Origin of the sequence: Stappia sp. (genome assembly GCF_048261845.1) — a bacterium.
In the GTDB taxonomy this organism is placed as follows: domain Bacteria; phylum Pseudomonadota; class Alphaproteobacteria; order Rhizobiales; family Stappiaceae; genus Stappia.
The window spans coordinates 1-14,366 of sequence record NZ_JBLXFR010000028.1; the positions used below are offsets into that span (position 1 = coordinate 1).

Here is a 14,366-nt window from a genome sequence, read left to right on the forward strand (position 1 = left end):
GCCTCCCCGGGCCAGTCGCCATAAGGGAAAGCGGCGTCGTCGGCGGCGTAGACAATCGGCAGTTTCGGCATCAGGCGCCGGATCTCGCGGGCGACGGTGATCCCGCCGACGCCGCTGTCAAAGACCAGAACCGGTGCCTGCTGGGTCACTGCGCCGAACTCTCCCGGAAGGTTACACCTGGTCTGGCTGTGTGCCGCGCGGCCGCGTGGCCCGTCCCTCGAGCGCCGCGATGACGCCGCGCAGGGTCTTCACTTCCTGGTCCGTCAGTGCGGCTTTTTGAAGGATGTTGCGCAGGTTGCGGACGATCGAGGGGCGCTTTTCGACGGGGCGGAAGAAGTTGACCGTGTCGAGCGCGCCTTCCAGGTGCTCGAACAGGCGAACCAGGTCGTCCTTTGTCGCCGGCGGGTTCTGGGTTTCGTCGAGGCGGAAGGGCAGGGCTCCGTTGTTCGCCTTGACGCGCCATTCATAGGCACACACGAGCACCGCCTGGGCGATGTTCAGTGAGGCGAAGTCGGGATTGACCGGCAGGGTGACGATTTCGTCGGCCAGCGCCACCTCGTCATTGTTCAGGCCCCAGCGCTCACGACCGAAGAGATAACCGATCCGTGTGCCGCCGGCGCCAAGTCGCGTCGCGATGGTGGCCGCCTCGTCGGGGCCGCGCACGGGCTTTGCCACTTCGCGTGAACGCGCGGTCGTCGCGAAGACATGGCCAAGGTCGGCAACCGCCGCCTCGACGCTGTCGAACACCTGGACGGCGTCGATGACATGGTCCGCGCGACTTGCCGCGGCGCGCGCCTTTTCGTTGGGCCAGCCGTCGCGCGGATTGACGATGCGCAGGTCATGCAGGCCGAAATTCGCCATGGCGCGGGCGGCGGTGCCGATGTTTTCGCCAAGCTGCGGCTCGCACAGGATGACGCAGGGCGGGGCAAGATCGACATCCCGCGCGGCGGGATCTATGGAGGCGTTGCGTGTCATGCGCCGGCAGATATCCCAATCCGGCGCGCATTTCCAGTGGAGACGCGTCGCTTGCGCCCCGCCGCCCGTCCGGCATCGACAACGTTGCATCACTCGCTACACTCGGACAGCCTGCATTGAGAGGCCGCAACACGGTGGACAAACGACATGACAGACGCTCTCGCTCCCGCTCCCTCCATCACGGACATTGTGCGTGCCAAATGGGGCTGGTTTCTTGCCCTTGGCATTGCGCTGGTGCTTGGCGGTACCTTGATGATCACACTGCCCCTGGCCAGTTCCATCGCCGTCACGCTGATCATCGCGGCCGTCTTCGTCGTCGGCGGCGTGCTGCAGATCTGGCACGCCTTCTCGGTGAAGGGGTGGAGCGGTTTTCTCTGGAACATCGCAACCGGGCTGATTGCCCTGATCGGCGGCGCGACGGTCTACTTCAATCCGATGGTCGGAACTTTCACGCTGACACTGGTCGTCGCCGGCATTCTCCTCGCCCAGGGCGTTACGCAAATCCTGCTCGCCCTCAAGGTGCGTCCGCATGACGGCTGGGGATGGGTGCTTGCTGCGGGCGTCATCTCGATCCTTGCCGGCCTGTGCATCTGGCTGGAGTTTCCCACGTCGGCCTTGTGGGCGCTGGGGCTGCTGGGCGGCGTTGCCGTGCTCACAAACGGATGGAGTTACATCGTGATCGCATTGGCCGCGCGGCGACTGACGAAGGTCGCCTGACACTGAGAACCGGAAAACCGAAAGCCTGAAACGGAACCGGGAGGCGGAGGCGCATCCATTGTGCGCCGGTCCCGCCGCCGGCGGGCCGGGCGGTCCGGTTACTCGGCTGCGGCCAGCTGGGTGACTTCCGCCACCTGCCGGTTCTCCGGCGCGAAGTCGATCCGGAACGGGGAGCCTTCGCCGGGCACGCTCGTCGCATCGAGGTTCCAGCCGTGCCGCCGGGCAATGGCCGAGCAGATCGCCAGCCCCATCCCTGTGCCGGCATAGCGATCACGCGGATGCAGCCGCCGGAACGGCTCGAACACCTGCGCCTTGTGGGCCATGTCGAAGCCGATTCCGTTGTCCCGGACGACGACGCTTTGCGGGATGCCGTCCTCGTCGCGTTCGGCAAAGATCTCGATGCGGGGACGCCGTCCGGCGTCGCGGAACTTGATGGCGTTGCCGATGAGGTTCTGGAAGAGCTGCTCGAGGAAAACCGGGTCACCGAGCAGTTCGGCATCGCCGTCGCTCAGAACGATCTCGGCCTCACCCTCGCGCACCCGCTCCGACAGGCTGTCTCGGACGCTGTCGATGAGGACGGATAGGCGCACCGGCTCGTTGGAGAGCTCCCGGTCAGAGGCGGCCGAATAATTGAGCAGGTTGGAAATCAGCGTCTTGGCGCGGCCGGCAGAGGCACGCATGACATTCGCAGCGTAGTCGATGGTCTCGCTGTCGCTATTGGCGACGCCTTCCAGCAGCAGGTCGCTGAAGACGGTGATCTTGCGAACCGGTTCCTTGAGGTCATGCGAGGCGAGATTGTTGAACTGGGTGAGCCGCTCGTTGGCGGACAAAAGCTCCGCATTGGCATGGGCGAGCTCTCCGGTGCGTTCGGCGACCCGGCGCTCCAGTTGCGTCTGCAGGCGCATCAGCCGGCTGCGGTCGCGCAACAGCAGCAGACCCATCGACACTCCGGCGACAAGCAGGCCGATGATCAGGAAGAGGACCAGATCCACGGTGCGCTGGAGAACGCTGCGCTGGCGCGAGGCGGATTCCAGCTGCAGGCGGTAGACGGCGGAACGGAACGAATCGAGGGTGGACTGCAGCGCCTCGAAGTCACCGCGCAGCTTGCGGGCCGCGCCCACATCGCCGGCGGTGATCTGCTTGATCAGCGGATCGGAGGCAAGCAGGGTCTTCTCGAGGTCGGCCATCAGCGGCACGGACCCGTCGACACGCACGAGTTCCTGGCCGGCCTCGCCCTCGTCGAGGCGCATGGCGCGGCTCCACAGGATGTCGAAACGTGCCGACACCTCCTGGCGGTAGTCCTCGCCGCCGTCATGCACGATCATCGTGTTGAGGGCATGCATCAGGTCCTGATACTCGACCACGAGCTGGGCCGTGTACCAGATCAGGCTCTGACGGTATTCGGAGCGGTCTTCGCTGTTCTGGCGGTTGAGGGTGGACACCACGATAAACAGCGAACCGGTGATGATCGCCACGCCGATCAAGAGGGACACGTAGAGTGCCCGTACCCATTTCGCGCTGAGGTCCATCGCCACCCGGTCCACTCGACGCACGCGCACAACATCGTACGGTGTCCTGTCGGGACAGCTTACAGTCGACGTGGCGTCGATGGAAGCGGCATTTCAACCAGAACTACCCAGCGTCGTCGGCTACCACTATGATTTCGCGGATCTGCCAGATCGAACGCGAGTAATAGAGTTCGCGCTGCAGCGTTTCGTGCTGCGACCAGGGATAGATCAGCCAGAGCGGCCCGCGGTCGCGAATGCCGATATCCTGTCCGTCGGCGCGCATGGCGAGAATGACATCGTAGTTGCGGGCGTCCTCGATGGGAACTTCGACCCGGTAATTGTTGAGCGCGACCGCCTCGATCCTGTCACCCCGCGCTCCCACATGGTCGAGGAGGTGGCGCAGGAGCGGTCCTTCGAAGAAGGTCGTGCGCCGGGTCCAGGGGGTGTCCGTGGAAACGCCGGTCATGCCGATGCGCCTGAGATCCGCACGGGTGAAGACCCGGGGGGCGGCGCCGTCGATGGCACCGCTGACCACGAGAACGGGCTTGTCCGACGCCGCAGCCGGCCATGTGCCGAACGGGCCGCCAAGGACAAATGCCAGGCAGACAGCGAGAACGACCGGGAGACGGTCGGTCAGGCTGCTTTGTACGAACCTATCGAAATTGCCCATTCCGCACCATCCGAACCGCATTCCCCTCCGAATCTTTTACAAGGGAGGTATGCGACGAATAGGCAGTTCCCGCAAGCACTGGCACCGATAGTGGTTGCGCTTCGGATCACGGGGCAGGCTGGAGCGGCTTTGCGGTGGCGCCTTGCGCGGTAATTGACGAATGGCCGACTTCCCGTTTCGCCGCCCCTTTGGTATAGGGGCCGCGCGGTCGCTGCGACCGGCGGCGCCAACCGGTCACGGCAGGCGCGCCGGCAGGACCGGCGGTATCGGGCGCATGAGGCGCGGGAGCCACCCAAGACGCGAGGTCATCTGCACTATGGCGAAGATTAAGGTTGTCAATCCGGTTGTCGAACTCGACGGCGACGAGATGACGCGGATCATCTGGCAGTTCATCAAGGACAAGCTGATCCATCCCTATCTCGACATCGACCTGAAATACTACGACCTCGGCATCGAAAAGCGCGACGAGACCGACGATCAGATCACCATCGACGCGGCCAATGCGATCAAGGAACACGGCGTTGGCGTGAAATGCGCGACGATCACGCCGGACGAGGCACGCGTCGAGGAATTCGGCCTGAAGAAAATGTGGCGTTCGCCCAACGGTACGATCCGTAACATTCTGGGTGGCGTGATTTTCCGCGAGCCGATCATCATGCAGAATGTGCCGCGCCTGGTGCCGGGCTGGACCGAGCCGATCATCGTTGGCCGTCATGCCTTCGGCGACCAGTACCGTGCCACCGACTTCCGTTTCCCGGGCAAGGGCAAGCTGACTGTGAAGTTCGTCGGCGAGGACGGAACGACGATCGAGCACGAAGTGTTTGACGCGCCGTCTTCGGGCGTCGCCATGGCGATGTACAATCTCGATGATTCGATCCGCGACTTCGCGCGAGCCTCGATGAACTATGCGCTGGCGCGTGGCGTGCCGTGCTACCTGTCGACCAAGAACACCATCCTCAAGGCCTATGACGGTCGTTTCAAGGATCTCTTCCAGGAGATCTTCGACACGGAATTCAAGGACGCCTTCGAGAAGAAGAAGATCACGTACGAGCACCGCCTGATCGACGACATGGTCGCTGCCGCGCTGAAATGGTCCGGCGGCTATGTCTGGGCCTGCAAGAACTACGATGGCGATGTGCAGTCGGACATTGTCGCGCAGGGCTTCGGCTCGCTCGGCCTGATGACCTCCGTCCTGATGTCTCCGGACGGCAAGACGGTCGAAGCGGAAGCTGCCCACGGCACTGTTACTCGCCACTATCGCCAGCACCAGCGCGGCGAGGAGACGTCGACCAACCCGATCGCCTCGATCTTCGCCTGGACCCGGGGCCTTGCCCACCGGGCCAAGCTCGATGACACGCCGGAACTGGCAAAGTTCGCCGCGACGCTCGAGAAGGTCTGCATCGACACGGTCGAGTCCGGTCACATGACCAAGGATCTGGCCCTGCTTGTCGGCCCGGACCAGAAGTGGCTGACGACCAACGGCTTCCTCGACAAGATCGACGAGAACCTGAAGAAGGCAATGGCCTGAACGCCAGTCTGTGAGCGCCATCCGGCGATCACGTCCTGAACCGGAAAAGGCGCCTCCTGGCGCCTTTTTCTTTGCGCGGCCGCGTGCGGTCTTGCCTGAAGGACGGCCAAGGTGAAAAGCTTGCCGGCGATGCCTGTGCACGACATCGACCGGGAGAAAAGGGGCAGGGGGTATAGAATGCTGTTTTCAAGGACGGGACGTTTGCGGGCATGGCTCGGGGCCATGGCCGTGATGCTGTCGGTGGTTGCCGGCGGCACCGGGGTGCTGGCGCAAGGCGCCTATGAGCCGGCGCGGGGGACGGCGGAACGCGCCGAACTGATGAACACGATCCGCCCGCTCGTCGAGGTGCGTGTCGGGCCTCCGGTCGAGTTCGTGATCGACCGGTTGCAGGTCTCGGGCGGCTGGGCCTTCGCCATCGTGGCGCCGCAGCGCCCGGGCGGTGCGGCCATCGACATGGCGCAAACGGTTTACCGCGAACAGGTCGACTACATGGACGGGCTGCAGACCTATGTGCTGATGCACCACGCCTATGGACGCTGGAATGTGGTCGATTTCGCGGTCGGGCCGACCGATGCGTTCTGGGATGGCGACCCGCTCTACAGCCAGGTCCCGCGCGGCCTGCTGCCCGGCACGGACTGAGCGGCCCGGATCGCAAACCGCATGGTCCGTTACGGACGAGAAAGCCGGCGGATTTGTTTGACTCCCGGCCTGCTATGGGGTAGGCATCGCGTCGCTTGGCGGGCCTGTTGGCCCGCTTTGCATTTCACGCAACCGTGGAGACCCGCGCCGGCGCTGTTTGGCCGGGTGTCCTGTCGCCTCTACCGATGCCTGGCACCGGATGAGGAGAGGAGGTCGTGTTTCCTTAAAGAACGCACATACAACGAAGGAACCGCGTATGTCGAAGCGCCATGGTGTAAAGTACAAGATTGACCGCCGGATGGGCGAGAACATCTGGGGTCGCCCGAAGTCTCCGGCCAACCGCCGCGAGTACGGCCCCGGCCAGCACGGCCAGCGCCGCAAGGGCAAGCTCTCCGATTTCGGCGTGCAGCTGCGCGCCAAGCAGAAGCTTAAGGGCTATTACGGCAACATCTCCGAGAAGCAGTTCCACAAGATCTACGTGGAAGCCTCGCGGATGAAGGGTGATACGTCCGAGAACCTGATCGGCCTGCTCGAGCGCCGTCTCGACGCCGTCATCTACCGCGCGAAGTTCGTTCCGACGGTCTTTGCCGCGCGTCAGTTCATCAATCACGGCCATGTCAAGGTCAACGGTCGCCGGGTCAACATCTCGAGCTACCGTTGCAATCCGGGCGACGTGATCGAGGTTCGCGAGAAGTCGAAGCAGCTCGTCACCGTGATCGAGGCAGTCCAGCTCGCCGAGCGCGATGTGCCGGACTATGTCGTCGCCGACCACAGCAAGATGAGCGCGACCTTCTCCCGCGTTCCGACGCTGGGCGACGTGCCGTACCCGGTCCAGATGGAACCGAGCCTCATCGTCGAGTTCTACTCGCGCTGATACCTGCAGTTTCGCCAGGCCTGCAAGAGGGGCGCGCCGACCGGCGCGCCCCTTTCTCGTTGGCGTGGGCGTGCAGCCGGTACGACGGCAGCTTCTCCCCTTTTCATATTCGCTCACTCGAATATGATGTCTTCAAGAGGGAGATGCCACGGTGACCATTTCAAGACGAACAATTCTGGGCGGCGGTCTTGCCGCGCCGGCAACATTGCGGCTTGCCGCGCTCGGCGGGGCCGCAACCGGAGGCGCGCTGCTGTCGTCTCCGGCGCGCGCGGCGCAGGACGCGCATCGCCTGACGCTGGGCGCAACCGAGCTGATCGTCCTGACCGACGGCGGGTTGTCCCTGCCGGCCTCGACCCTGGCCGGCAATGTGGAGGAAGCCGAACGTTCCGCCTTTCTTGCTGCCGGCGGCTTCGATACGGCGATGCGGGACAGCGCCCTCAACATCACCCTGATCCGCTCCGGCGATGCCTTGGTGCTTGTCGATACGGGCGCGGGCATGAACTTCTTCGAAAGCGCCGGACTGCTTGCCGACAGTTTCGATGTGGCGGGGCTCGACCGGGAGGCGGTCACGCATGTGGTGCTGACCCATGCACATCCCGATCATGTCTGGGGCATCATCGACGATTTCGACGAGGCCGAGCGGTTCCCGAACGCCGGCTATCTGATTGGCGCGAGGGAATGGGACTTCTGGATGGATCCGGATTTCCTCGTCAACAACCCGGAAGAGCTGCATTCCTTCGGGCTGGGTGCACAGCGCAATCTGGGCGCGGTCGCGGAAAAGGTCACCCGCGTCGGAGCGGATCATTCGGTCGTGCCGGGCGTCACGATGATCGCGACGCCGGGCCATACGCCCGGGCACATGTCGGTTCTGGTGGAGGATGGCGGCGAACAGGTTCTCGTGCTTGGCGACGCGTTGACCCACCCGACGATTTCCTTCGAGCGGCCCGACTGGCAACCGACCTCCGACCAGGTGCCGGAACAGGCGATTGCCACTCGCCGTGCGCTTCTGGATCGGGCGGCGACAGACCGGTTGATGCTGATCGGCTATCACCTGCCCTGGCCGGGCGTCGGCAGGGTCGAGGCCAAGGACGCGGCCTGGCGCTACGTGCCGGCGGGCTGACGTCCGCTTCGTCCGGCAGGCCGTTTGCTATGGCGGAGGCGGGATGTCGGTCTTGCCCGGCGTTCCGATGGTCAGCGAGCGTGTGTCGATGGTGGCGGCGCCGCGTCCGTCGGACTTCAGCACGACCGTCCCCACCGAGGCGGAGGCGCAGGCTCCGGCAAGCAGCGCGATGGCAAGGCCGATAGGGAGAAGAGGGCGCAAGGCAAGCCTTTCCTGCTTTCGATTGCAACGTCAATTGACGAAGATCCAACGGTGACGGTACCGGATCGCGTTTTCAACTGCCACCGCCAAGGGCCTCAACGCGCCTTTTCGCTTGGCGCGGCAGCCACAAGCCGATATTCCAGCGGCGGAACAGTGATCACTTTTGAGACACCCGGGACCGTCCCATGACCGAACTTGCCAGCAGCACGGACAGCGACGTACCGGCACTCTTCCGCAACGCGCCGTCCTCGGTCGGTTTCCGCAAGCTGCGCAAGCGGCTTGTGCGCGAGGTGCGCGAGACGATTTCCCGGCACGGGATGGCAGAGGCGAGCGGTGTGCGGCCGCGCTGGCTCGTGTGCCTTTCCGGGGGCAAGGACAGCTACACGCTGCTTGCCGTGCTGCTGGAGCTGCAGTGGCGCGGGTTGCTGCCCGTCGATCTGCTCGCCTGCAATCTCGACCAGGGACAGCCGGGCTTTCCTTCGCATGTGCTGCCTGACTATCTTTCGGCCAACAGCATTCCGCACCGGATCGTGCGCCAGGACACCTATTCGATCGTCACCGCGAAGATCCCGGAAGGGCGAACCTATTGCTCGCTCTGTTCGCGGTTGCGGCGCGGGCTGCTCTATCGCACGGCGCGGGAGGAGGGGTGCCAGGCGATCGTTCTTGGCCACCACCGTGAAGATGCGCTCGAAACGATGTTCATGAACCTCTTCCATGGCGGCCGGTTGTCCTCGATGCCGCCGAAGCTGGTCAATGACGACGGCGACCTGATGGTGCTGCGTCCGCTGATTTCCTGCGCGGAAGCCGACATCGCCCGGTTTGCCAAGGCCATGGAGTTTCCCATCATCCCGTGCGACCTGTGCGGCAGCCAGGACGGGCTGCAGCGCGCCGAGGTCAAGCGCATGCTGGAAGAATGGGAACAGGCCCACCCCGGGCGGCTCGCCACCATGGCGAAGGCTCTGACCCAGGTGCGGCCGTCGCACCTCCATGACGGGACGCTGTTCGATTTCGCGGGCCTTGCGCCGGGCTCTCCCTCCGGTGCCGGGGCGCGCGAGGAGGCGGAAGGCTGCGGTGCGGCACTTGCGATGACGGCGCGGCTGTTCGCCGCCGAATAGATCCCGCCGTTCCAGACCGACAAGCGAGCCGGGAAGGGCATCTTTCCCGGCTTTTCCTTTCTTTTCAGCGCCGCCACTGGCTGCGCGAATTTCCGGAACTCCACGATGACTGTCCACAAGCCCTGCGGCATCGACTTCGGCACGTCCAACTCGACCGCTTCGATCCTCGATCACGACGGCTCGGCCTGTCTCCTGCCCCTGGAAGGCGACAGCGTCGTGCTGCCCAGCACGATCTTCTTCCCCTTCGAGGACCGGCATGTGCGGTTCGGCCGGGCCGCGGTCGGTGCCTATGTCGAGGGGATCGAGGGGCGGTTGATGCGTGCGCTCAAGAGCGTGCTCGGCTCCAGCACGATGGCGGAGAAAACCACGATCAAGGCGCAGCGCTGGACCTTTTCCGAGATCATCGGCCTTTATCTCGGGCAGGTGAAGCACCGGGCGGAGCAGGCGGTGGCGCATCCGCTTGATGCAGTTGTCCTGGGTCGGCCGGTGCGGTTCGTCGATGACAACGAAGACGCCGATCGGCGCGCCGAAGGGGAGCTGGAGGCGATCGCCCGGGCCGCCGGTTTCGCTTCCGTCGCCTTCCAGTTCGAGCCGATTGCCGCGGCTCTCGACTATGAGCGCTCGGTGACGCGCGAGGAACTGGCCGTCATCGTCGACCTTGGCGGCGGCACGTCGGATTTCGCCATCGTGCGGGTGTCGCCCGAGCGACGGCGCAGAACCGACCGCCGCGAGGATATTCTCGCCAGCGCCGGGGTTCACATTGGCGGCACCGATTTCGACCGGCTGCTCAGCCTGCGCAAGCTCATGCCCGAATTCGGCTACGGCACGCTGGCGCGAGACCGCCGGCGCGATCTGCCGAACTGGGCCTTTTTCGAGCTGGCCACCTGGCACAGGATCAATTTTCTTTACGCCCCGCAGGTCGACACCAGGCTGAGGGCGTTGCGACAGGATGCTGACCGGCCGGAACTCGTCGAGCGGCTGATGTCGGTGGTCGCCGAGCGTCAGGGACATGCGCTTGCCGGCGCGGTGGAAGAAGCGAAGATCATGCTGTCGGGCACGGAGCTTCACCGCCTGCATTTCCCGCTGCGCGACGAGGATCTCGACATCGACGTGAGGCGCGAGGATCTGATCGCGGCGATCGAACAGTCGGTCGGGGGAATCGAGGGGGCGCTTGGCAACTGCCTGAGCCAGGCGGGCGTTCAGGCAGGAGCGATCTCGTCCGTGTTCCTGACAGGCGGCTCGGCCTCGGTGCCTTTCGTGCGCGAACGGCTGACCCGCCTGTTTCCGCAGGCCGAGGTGGTGCAGGGCGATGTGTTCGGCAGTGTGGGGGCGGGGCTGGCGCTTGATGCGGCACGCAAATACGGCCCCGCGTGAGCCGTATCGCGTTTTCCGGGCGCGCCCTGTGCCGGGGCAGCTTGGCAAAGGCGCATGACGTCTCGCGGGGAAGCAGGCGTCACTCCGGAAATGGCTTGCCCGTTTGTGTCACGACGACGGGCTTGTCAGGATCCCTTGCCGACGGTGAGGCCGAGGTCCGAGCCTGCGGGCCGGTTGCGAACGAGAATGACGAGAGCGGCGGGAGCCGCCGTTGCACCTTCCGCCGCAAGCCCGCCATGGGCGCGGCAGGTGTCTGTATCGCTGATGCCGTTGGCCGGTGCGAAGACCATGAGATTGACGCAAGAGATGCGACGGAGACCGGCATCCGACTCCTGTGCGAAGGTTGCAAGGCCCAGCCCGAGGCTGAGAGCAATACCGGTAACGGCTATTTTCGCGATCCGCATCTGCCAATCCTTTCGGTGTCGGGAACTCCTGATACAACCGAGGACTATCCCGCCCGGACTGAGTACGACCTGAAGCAGGCATTCATCTGACGTTCATCGTGGGTGATTCGGCAAAATTTGCCTAGTCTTCAAATTTTGCAAAAATAAAGGGCGAATCGACTTCGATCCGCCCTTTATTAACCATTTGTTAACCTGTCAATTCAGGCGAGCGTCATGCCGACTGGCGTGTCTCGACGCCTTTTTCGGCGAGATGCGACTGCAGTTCCTGGTTCTGGAACATCTCGCGGATGATGTCGCAGCCGCCGACGAACTCACCCTTCACATAGAGCTGGGGAATGGTCGGCCAGTCGGAGAATTCCTTGATGCCCTGGCGCAGTTCGTCGTCCTCGAGCACGTTGATGCCCTTGTAGGTGGCACCGACATAGTCGAGAATCTGCACGACCTGGCCGGAGAACCCGCATTGCGGGAAGGCCGGGGTGCCTTTCATGAACAGCACGACGTCGTTGTTTTCGACTTCGTTCTTGATCCAGTCCTTGATGCTCATTGTCCTGTCCTTTCGTTGCGCCGGGTCAAGGTCCGGCGAGCGTGGAATTGGTTGCGGGCCGGGTTATTCGGGAGCGCTCGTCTGCAGCGCCAGCGCGTGCAACTCGCCGCCCATGTTGCCCTTCAGGGCCTGGTAGACCATCTGGTGCTGCTGGACGCGTGTCTTGCCCTTGAAGGCATCCGAGACCACGACCGCCGCATAGTGATCTCCGTCCCCGGCCAGATCGCGGATTTCCACCCGTGCGTCGGGCAGGGCCTCCTTGATCAGGGCTTCGATCTCGCGCGCCTGCATCGCCATTCTGTCACGTCCTTCCTGTCGGGCAGTCCGCAGGGCCGGGCAGCCCGGTCCTGCAATCCTCGGTTTGCATGTCTTTCACGGCAACCTTCGCGGCAGCCGCATGGCCGTTGCCTCAGGCATTGGCCATGTATCGCGGAAACCAACTCTCGTGGGTCTCGCGCAGCTTTGCAACGGATATGGTGAGAATGTCCTCAACCGTCAAATCCGTGCCACCGACATTGCCGATCTCGACAACCTCGAGACCTTCGTCGAGGGCGTCCTCGATGACGGCCGCCGTTCTGTCGGCGGGAATGGTCACCACGTAGCGGGCCTGGTCCTCGCCGAAAAGTGCGGCATGGGCGGGCGCGGGAACCGTGACTTTGGCTCCTTTTCCCCCGGCCATGGCCATTTCCGCGAGAGCCACGGCAAGGCCCCCGGAGGAAATGTCATGGACGGCGGTGACGCGGCCGGCGCGGATCAACTCGCGAATGAAGTCGCCGCGCCGCCGCTCGGCTGCAAGGTCGACAGGCGGCGGCGCGCCCTTCTCCTCGCCCAGAATGTCGCGCTGATAGGCGCTCTGGCCGAGATGGGAGCCGTGGCCGCCGATGATCGCAATCGCGTCTCCCTCGCCGGAAAAGGCGAGGCTGGCGCGTTTCGTCACATCCGGCAGCAGCCCGACGCCGCCGATCGCCGGTGTCGGCAGGATGCCCTCGCCGCTGGTCTCGTTGTAGAGCGAGACATTTCCCGAGACGATCGGCATGTCGAGGGCCTCGCAGGCCGCGCCGATGCCTTTGATCGCACCGACAAGCTGCCCCATGATCTCGGGACGCTCGGGGTTGCCGAAATTGAGGTTGTCGGTGGCCGCCAGCGGCTCGGCGCCGACGGCGGTCAGGTTGCGCCAGCATTCGGCGACCGCCTGCTTGCCGCCTTCGAAGGGATCGGCCTCGACGTAGCGCGGTGTGACGTCGACGGTGAAGGCGAGGGCCTTGCCGTTGTCTCCGACCCGGATAACACCGGCATCACCGCCGGGCGACGCAATCGTGTTGCCCTGGACGAGCGTGTCGTACTGCTCGTAGACCCATCGGCGCGATGCACCGTTGGCATTGCCGAGAAGGGTCAGGAGGGCGTCCGCGTAGCTGGCGGGTTCCCGGACCTCCGATGCCGGCAGCAGGGGCTGCTTGGGGCTCTCCGCCCACGGGCGGTCATATTCCGGAGCCTCGTCTCCGAGTTCCTTGATCGGCAGGTCGGCGACCGTCTCGCCCTGGTGATTGACGATGAAGCGCAGCGTGTCGGTGGTCACACCGACAATGGCGAAATCGAGCCCCCATTTGCGGAAGATCGCCTTGGCCTCGTCTTCCTTCTCCGGCTTCAGCACCATGAGCATGCGCTCCTGGCTTTCCGAGAGCATCATTTCGTAGGCGCTCATGCGCTCCTCGCGCACGGGCACGGCGTCGAGGTCGAGGGTGATGCCGAGATTGCCCTTGGCGCCCATCTCCACGGCGGAGCAGGTGAGGCCGGCCGCGCCCATGTCCTGGATGGCGACGACGGCGCCCGTCTTCATCAGCTCCAGACAGGCTTCCAGCAGGCATTTCTCGGTGAAGGGGTCGCCGACCTGCACTGTCGGGCGCTTTTCCTCGATGGTCTCGTCGAATTCGGCCGAGGCCATCGTGGCGCCGCCGACGCCGTCGCGGCCTGTCTTGGCGCCGAGATAGACGACCGGCAGGCCGACGCCCTCGGCTTTCGACAGGAAAATGCCGTCGGCCGGCGCGATGCCCGCGGCAAAAGCGTTGACCAGGCAGTTGCCGTTGTAGCGGGGATGGAACTCGACCTCGCCTCCAACCGTTGGAACACCGAAGGAATTGCCATAGCCGCCGACGCCGGCGACGACGCCGGAGACAAGATGGCGGGTGCGCGGATGCTCGGGAGCGCCGAAGCGAAGCGCGTTCATCGCCGCGACGGGGCGCGCACCCATGGTGAACACATCACGCAGGATGCCGCCGACGCCGGTCGCGGCCCCCTGGTAGGGCTCGATATAGGAAGGGTGGTTGTGGCTCTCCATCTTGAAGACCACGGTCTCGCCGTCGCCGATGTCGACGACGCCGGCGTTCTCGCCCGGCCCCTGAATGACGCGAGGCCCGGTCGTGGGAAGCGTCTTCAGCCACTTCTTCGAGGACTTGTACGAGCAGTGCTCGTTCCACATGGCCGAGAAGATGCCGAGCTCGGTAAAGGTCGGCGTGCGTCCGATCAAAGCCAGGACGCGCTCGTATTCATCCGGCTTGAGGCCATGGGCCTCGACCAGTTCGGGAGTGATCGCGATGTCGTTGGGGATCATGGGCGCCTGCAGCCTTGGATGCGAAAGATGCCGCCCGTTTAGCAAACCGGGAGGCCAAAGGGAATTGTAGACATTCGCTCTTGCCCCAC

At 64.5% G+C, this 14,366-nt stretch carries 15 protein-coding genes; 7 read left to right on the top strand and 8 right to left on the bottom strand.

Annotation, left to right across the window (positions count from 1 at the left end):
• Positions 1 to 171: 171 nt before the first annotated feature.
• Complete coding sequence (locus ACN0T5_RS12660) at positions 172 to 975, bottom strand: RNA methyltransferase (RefSeq protein WP_417768964.1); 804 nt, start codon at positions 973 to 975, stop codon at positions 172 to 174.
• Positions 976 to 1,122: 147 nt separating this feature from the next.
• Between ACN0T5_RS12660 and ACN0T5_RS12665 the strand changes: the two genes are divergently transcribed.
• Positions 1,123 to 1,692 carry an HdeD family acid-resistance protein gene (locus ACN0T5_RS12665; protein WP_417768965.1) on the top strand — a complete coding sequence of 190 codons (570 nt, stop codon included), beginning with the start codon at positions 1,123 to 1,125 and terminating at the stop codon, positions 1,690 to 1,692.
• Positions 1,693 to 1,790: 98 nt separating this feature from the next.
• On the opposite strand, the gene ACN0T5_RS12670 is transcribed toward ACN0T5_RS12665, so the two are convergent.
• Both ACN0T5_RS12670 and ACN0T5_RS12675 read right to left on the bottom strand, forming a co-directional pair.
• The gene (locus ACN0T5_RS12670; RefSeq protein ID WP_417768966.1) at positions 1,791 to 3,245 is read right to left on the bottom strand and encodes a sensor histidine kinase; all 1,455 of its coding nucleotides are present in this window, start codon (positions 3,243 to 3,245) and stop codon (positions 1,791 to 1,793) included.
• Positions 3,246 to 3,324: 79 nt separating this feature from the next.
• Positions 3,325 to 3,870, bottom strand: a complete 546-nt coding sequence (locus ACN0T5_RS12675) for a molybdopterin-dependent oxidoreductase (RefSeq protein WP_417768967.1) — start codon at positions 3,868 to 3,870, stop codon at positions 3,325 to 3,327.
• 316 nt (positions 3,871 to 4,186) lie between these two features.
• Between ACN0T5_RS12675 and ACN0T5_RS12680 the strand changes: the two genes are divergently transcribed.
• The 4 genes from ACN0T5_RS12680 (at position 4,187) to ACN0T5_RS12695 (ending at position 8,031) form a co-directional block, all read left to right on the top strand.
• The gene (locus ACN0T5_RS12680) at positions 4,187 to 5,398 is read left to right on the top strand and encodes an NADP-dependent isocitrate dehydrogenase (RefSeq protein WP_417768968.1); all 1,212 of its coding nucleotides are present in this window, start codon (positions 4,187 to 4,189) and stop codon (positions 5,396 to 5,398) included.
• Positions 5,399 to 5,575: 177 nt separating this feature from the next.
• A complete protein-coding gene (locus tag ACN0T5_RS12685; RefSeq protein WP_417768969.1) occupies positions 5,576 to 6,037 on the top strand; it encodes a hypothetical protein in 462 nt (153 codons plus the stop codon).
• 256 nt (positions 6,038 to 6,293) lie between these two features.
• Positions 6,294 to 6,911, top strand: a complete 618-nt coding sequence (gene rpsD, locus ACN0T5_RS12690; RefSeq protein WP_417768970.1) for a 30S ribosomal protein S4 — start codon at positions 6,294 to 6,296, stop codon at positions 6,909 to 6,911.
• A gap of 151 nt (positions 6,912 to 7,062) precedes the next feature.
• A complete protein-coding gene (locus ACN0T5_RS12695; protein WP_417768971.1) occupies positions 7,063 to 8,031 on the top strand; it encodes an MBL fold metallo-hydrolase in 969 nt (322 codons plus the stop codon).
• A 27-nt stretch (positions 8,032 to 8,058) separates the two neighbouring features.
• Here the strand turns inward: ACN0T5_RS12695 and ACN0T5_RS12700 are convergent, their stop codons facing one another.
• Entirely contained in the window at positions 8,059 to 8,232 is a 174-nt protein-coding gene (locus tag ACN0T5_RS12700; protein WP_417768972.1) for a hypothetical protein, read from the bottom strand.
• Positions 8,233 to 8,417: 185 nt separating this feature from the next.
• Between ACN0T5_RS12700 and ttcA the strand changes: the two genes are divergently transcribed.
• The gene (gene ttcA, locus ACN0T5_RS12705) at positions 8,418 to 9,347 is read left to right on the top strand and encodes a tRNA 2-thiocytidine(32) synthetase TtcA (RefSeq protein ID WP_417768973.1); all 930 of its coding nucleotides are present in this window, start codon (positions 8,418 to 8,420) and stop codon (positions 9,345 to 9,347) included.
• Positions 9,348 to 9,452: 105 nt separating this feature from the next.
• Positions 9,453 to 10,721 (top strand): Hsp70 family protein, encoded by a 1,269-nt coding sequence (locus ACN0T5_RS12710; RefSeq protein WP_417768974.1) that lies wholly within the window; start codon positions 9,453 to 9,455, stop codon positions 10,719 to 10,721.
• A 125-nt stretch (positions 10,722 to 10,846) separates the two neighbouring features.
• Here ACN0T5_RS12710 and ACN0T5_RS12715 read toward each other — a convergent pair whose 3' ends face one another.
• From ACN0T5_RS12715 to purL, 4 genes are all read right to left on the bottom strand, one after another.
• Positions 10,847 to 11,125 (bottom strand): hypothetical protein, encoded by a 279-nt coding sequence (locus tag ACN0T5_RS12715; RefSeq protein ID WP_417768975.1) that lies wholly within the window; start codon positions 11,123 to 11,125, stop codon positions 10,847 to 10,849.
• A 211-nt stretch (positions 11,126 to 11,336) separates the two neighbouring features.
• A complete protein-coding gene (gene grxD / locus ACN0T5_RS12720) occupies positions 11,337 to 11,669 on the bottom strand; it encodes a Grx4 family monothiol glutaredoxin (RefSeq protein WP_417768976.1) in 333 nt (110 codons plus the stop codon).
• A 63-nt stretch (positions 11,670 to 11,732) separates the two neighbouring features.
• On the bottom strand, positions 11,733 to 11,966 hold the full coding sequence (locus ACN0T5_RS12725; protein WP_306029889.1) for a BolA family protein: 234 nt from the start codon (positions 11,964 to 11,966) through the stop codon (positions 11,733 to 11,735).
• Positions 11,967 to 12,078: 112 nt separating this feature from the next.
• A complete protein-coding gene (purL, locus tag ACN0T5_RS12730; RefSeq protein ID WP_417768977.1) occupies positions 12,079 to 14,277 on the bottom strand; it encodes a phosphoribosylformylglycinamidine synthase subunit PurL in 2,199 nt (732 codons plus the stop codon).
• Between the last annotated feature and the right edge of the window lie 89 nt (positions 14,278 to 14,366).

Bases quoted from the DNA above. Each gene is read 5' to 3' on its own strand.
- ACN0T5_RS12660 (WP_417768964.1), bottom strand. From the start codon at position 975: ATGACACGCAACGCCTCCATAGATCCCGCCGCGCGGGATGTCGATCTT.
- ACN0T5_RS12675 (WP_417768967.1), bottom strand. From the start codon at position 3,870: ATGGGCAATTTCGATAGGTTCGTACAAAGCAGCCTGACCGACCGTCTC.
- ACN0T5_RS12665 (WP_417768965.1), top strand. From the start codon at position 1,123: ATGACAGACGCTCTCGCTCCCGCTCCCTCCATCACGGACATTGTGCGT.
- ACN0T5_RS12680 (WP_417768968.1), top strand. From the start codon at position 4,187: ATGGCGAAGATTAAGGTTGTCAATCCGGTTGTCGAACTCGACGGCGAC.
- rpsD (WP_417768970.1), top strand. From the start codon at position 6,294: ATGTCGAAGCGCCATGGTGTAAAGTACAAGATTGACCGCCGGATGGGC.
- purL (WP_417768977.1), bottom strand. From the start codon at position 14,277: ATGATCCCCAACGACATCGCGATCACTCCCGAACTGGTCGAGGCCCAT.
- ACN0T5_RS12715 (WP_417768975.1), bottom strand. From the start codon at position 11,125: ATGCGGATCGCGAAAATAGCCGTTACCGGTATTGCTCTCAGCCTCGGG.
- grxD (WP_417768976.1), bottom strand. From the start codon at position 11,669: ATGAGCATCAAGGACTGGATCAAGAACGAAGTCGAAAACAACGACGTC.
- ACN0T5_RS12685 (WP_417768969.1), top strand. From the start codon at position 5,576: ATGCTGTTTTCAAGGACGGGACGTTTGCGGGCATGGCTCGGGGCCATG.
- ACN0T5_RS12710 (WP_417768974.1), top strand. From the start codon at position 9,453: ATGACTGTCCACAAGCCCTGCGGCATCGACTTCGGCACGTCCAACTCG.
- ttcA (WP_417768973.1), top strand. From the start codon at position 8,418: ATGACCGAACTTGCCAGCAGCACGGACAGCGACGTACCGGCACTCTTC.
- ACN0T5_RS12725 (WP_306029889.1), bottom strand. From the start codon at position 11,966: ATGGCGATGCAGGCGCGCGAGATCGAAGCCCTGATCAAGGAGGCCCTG.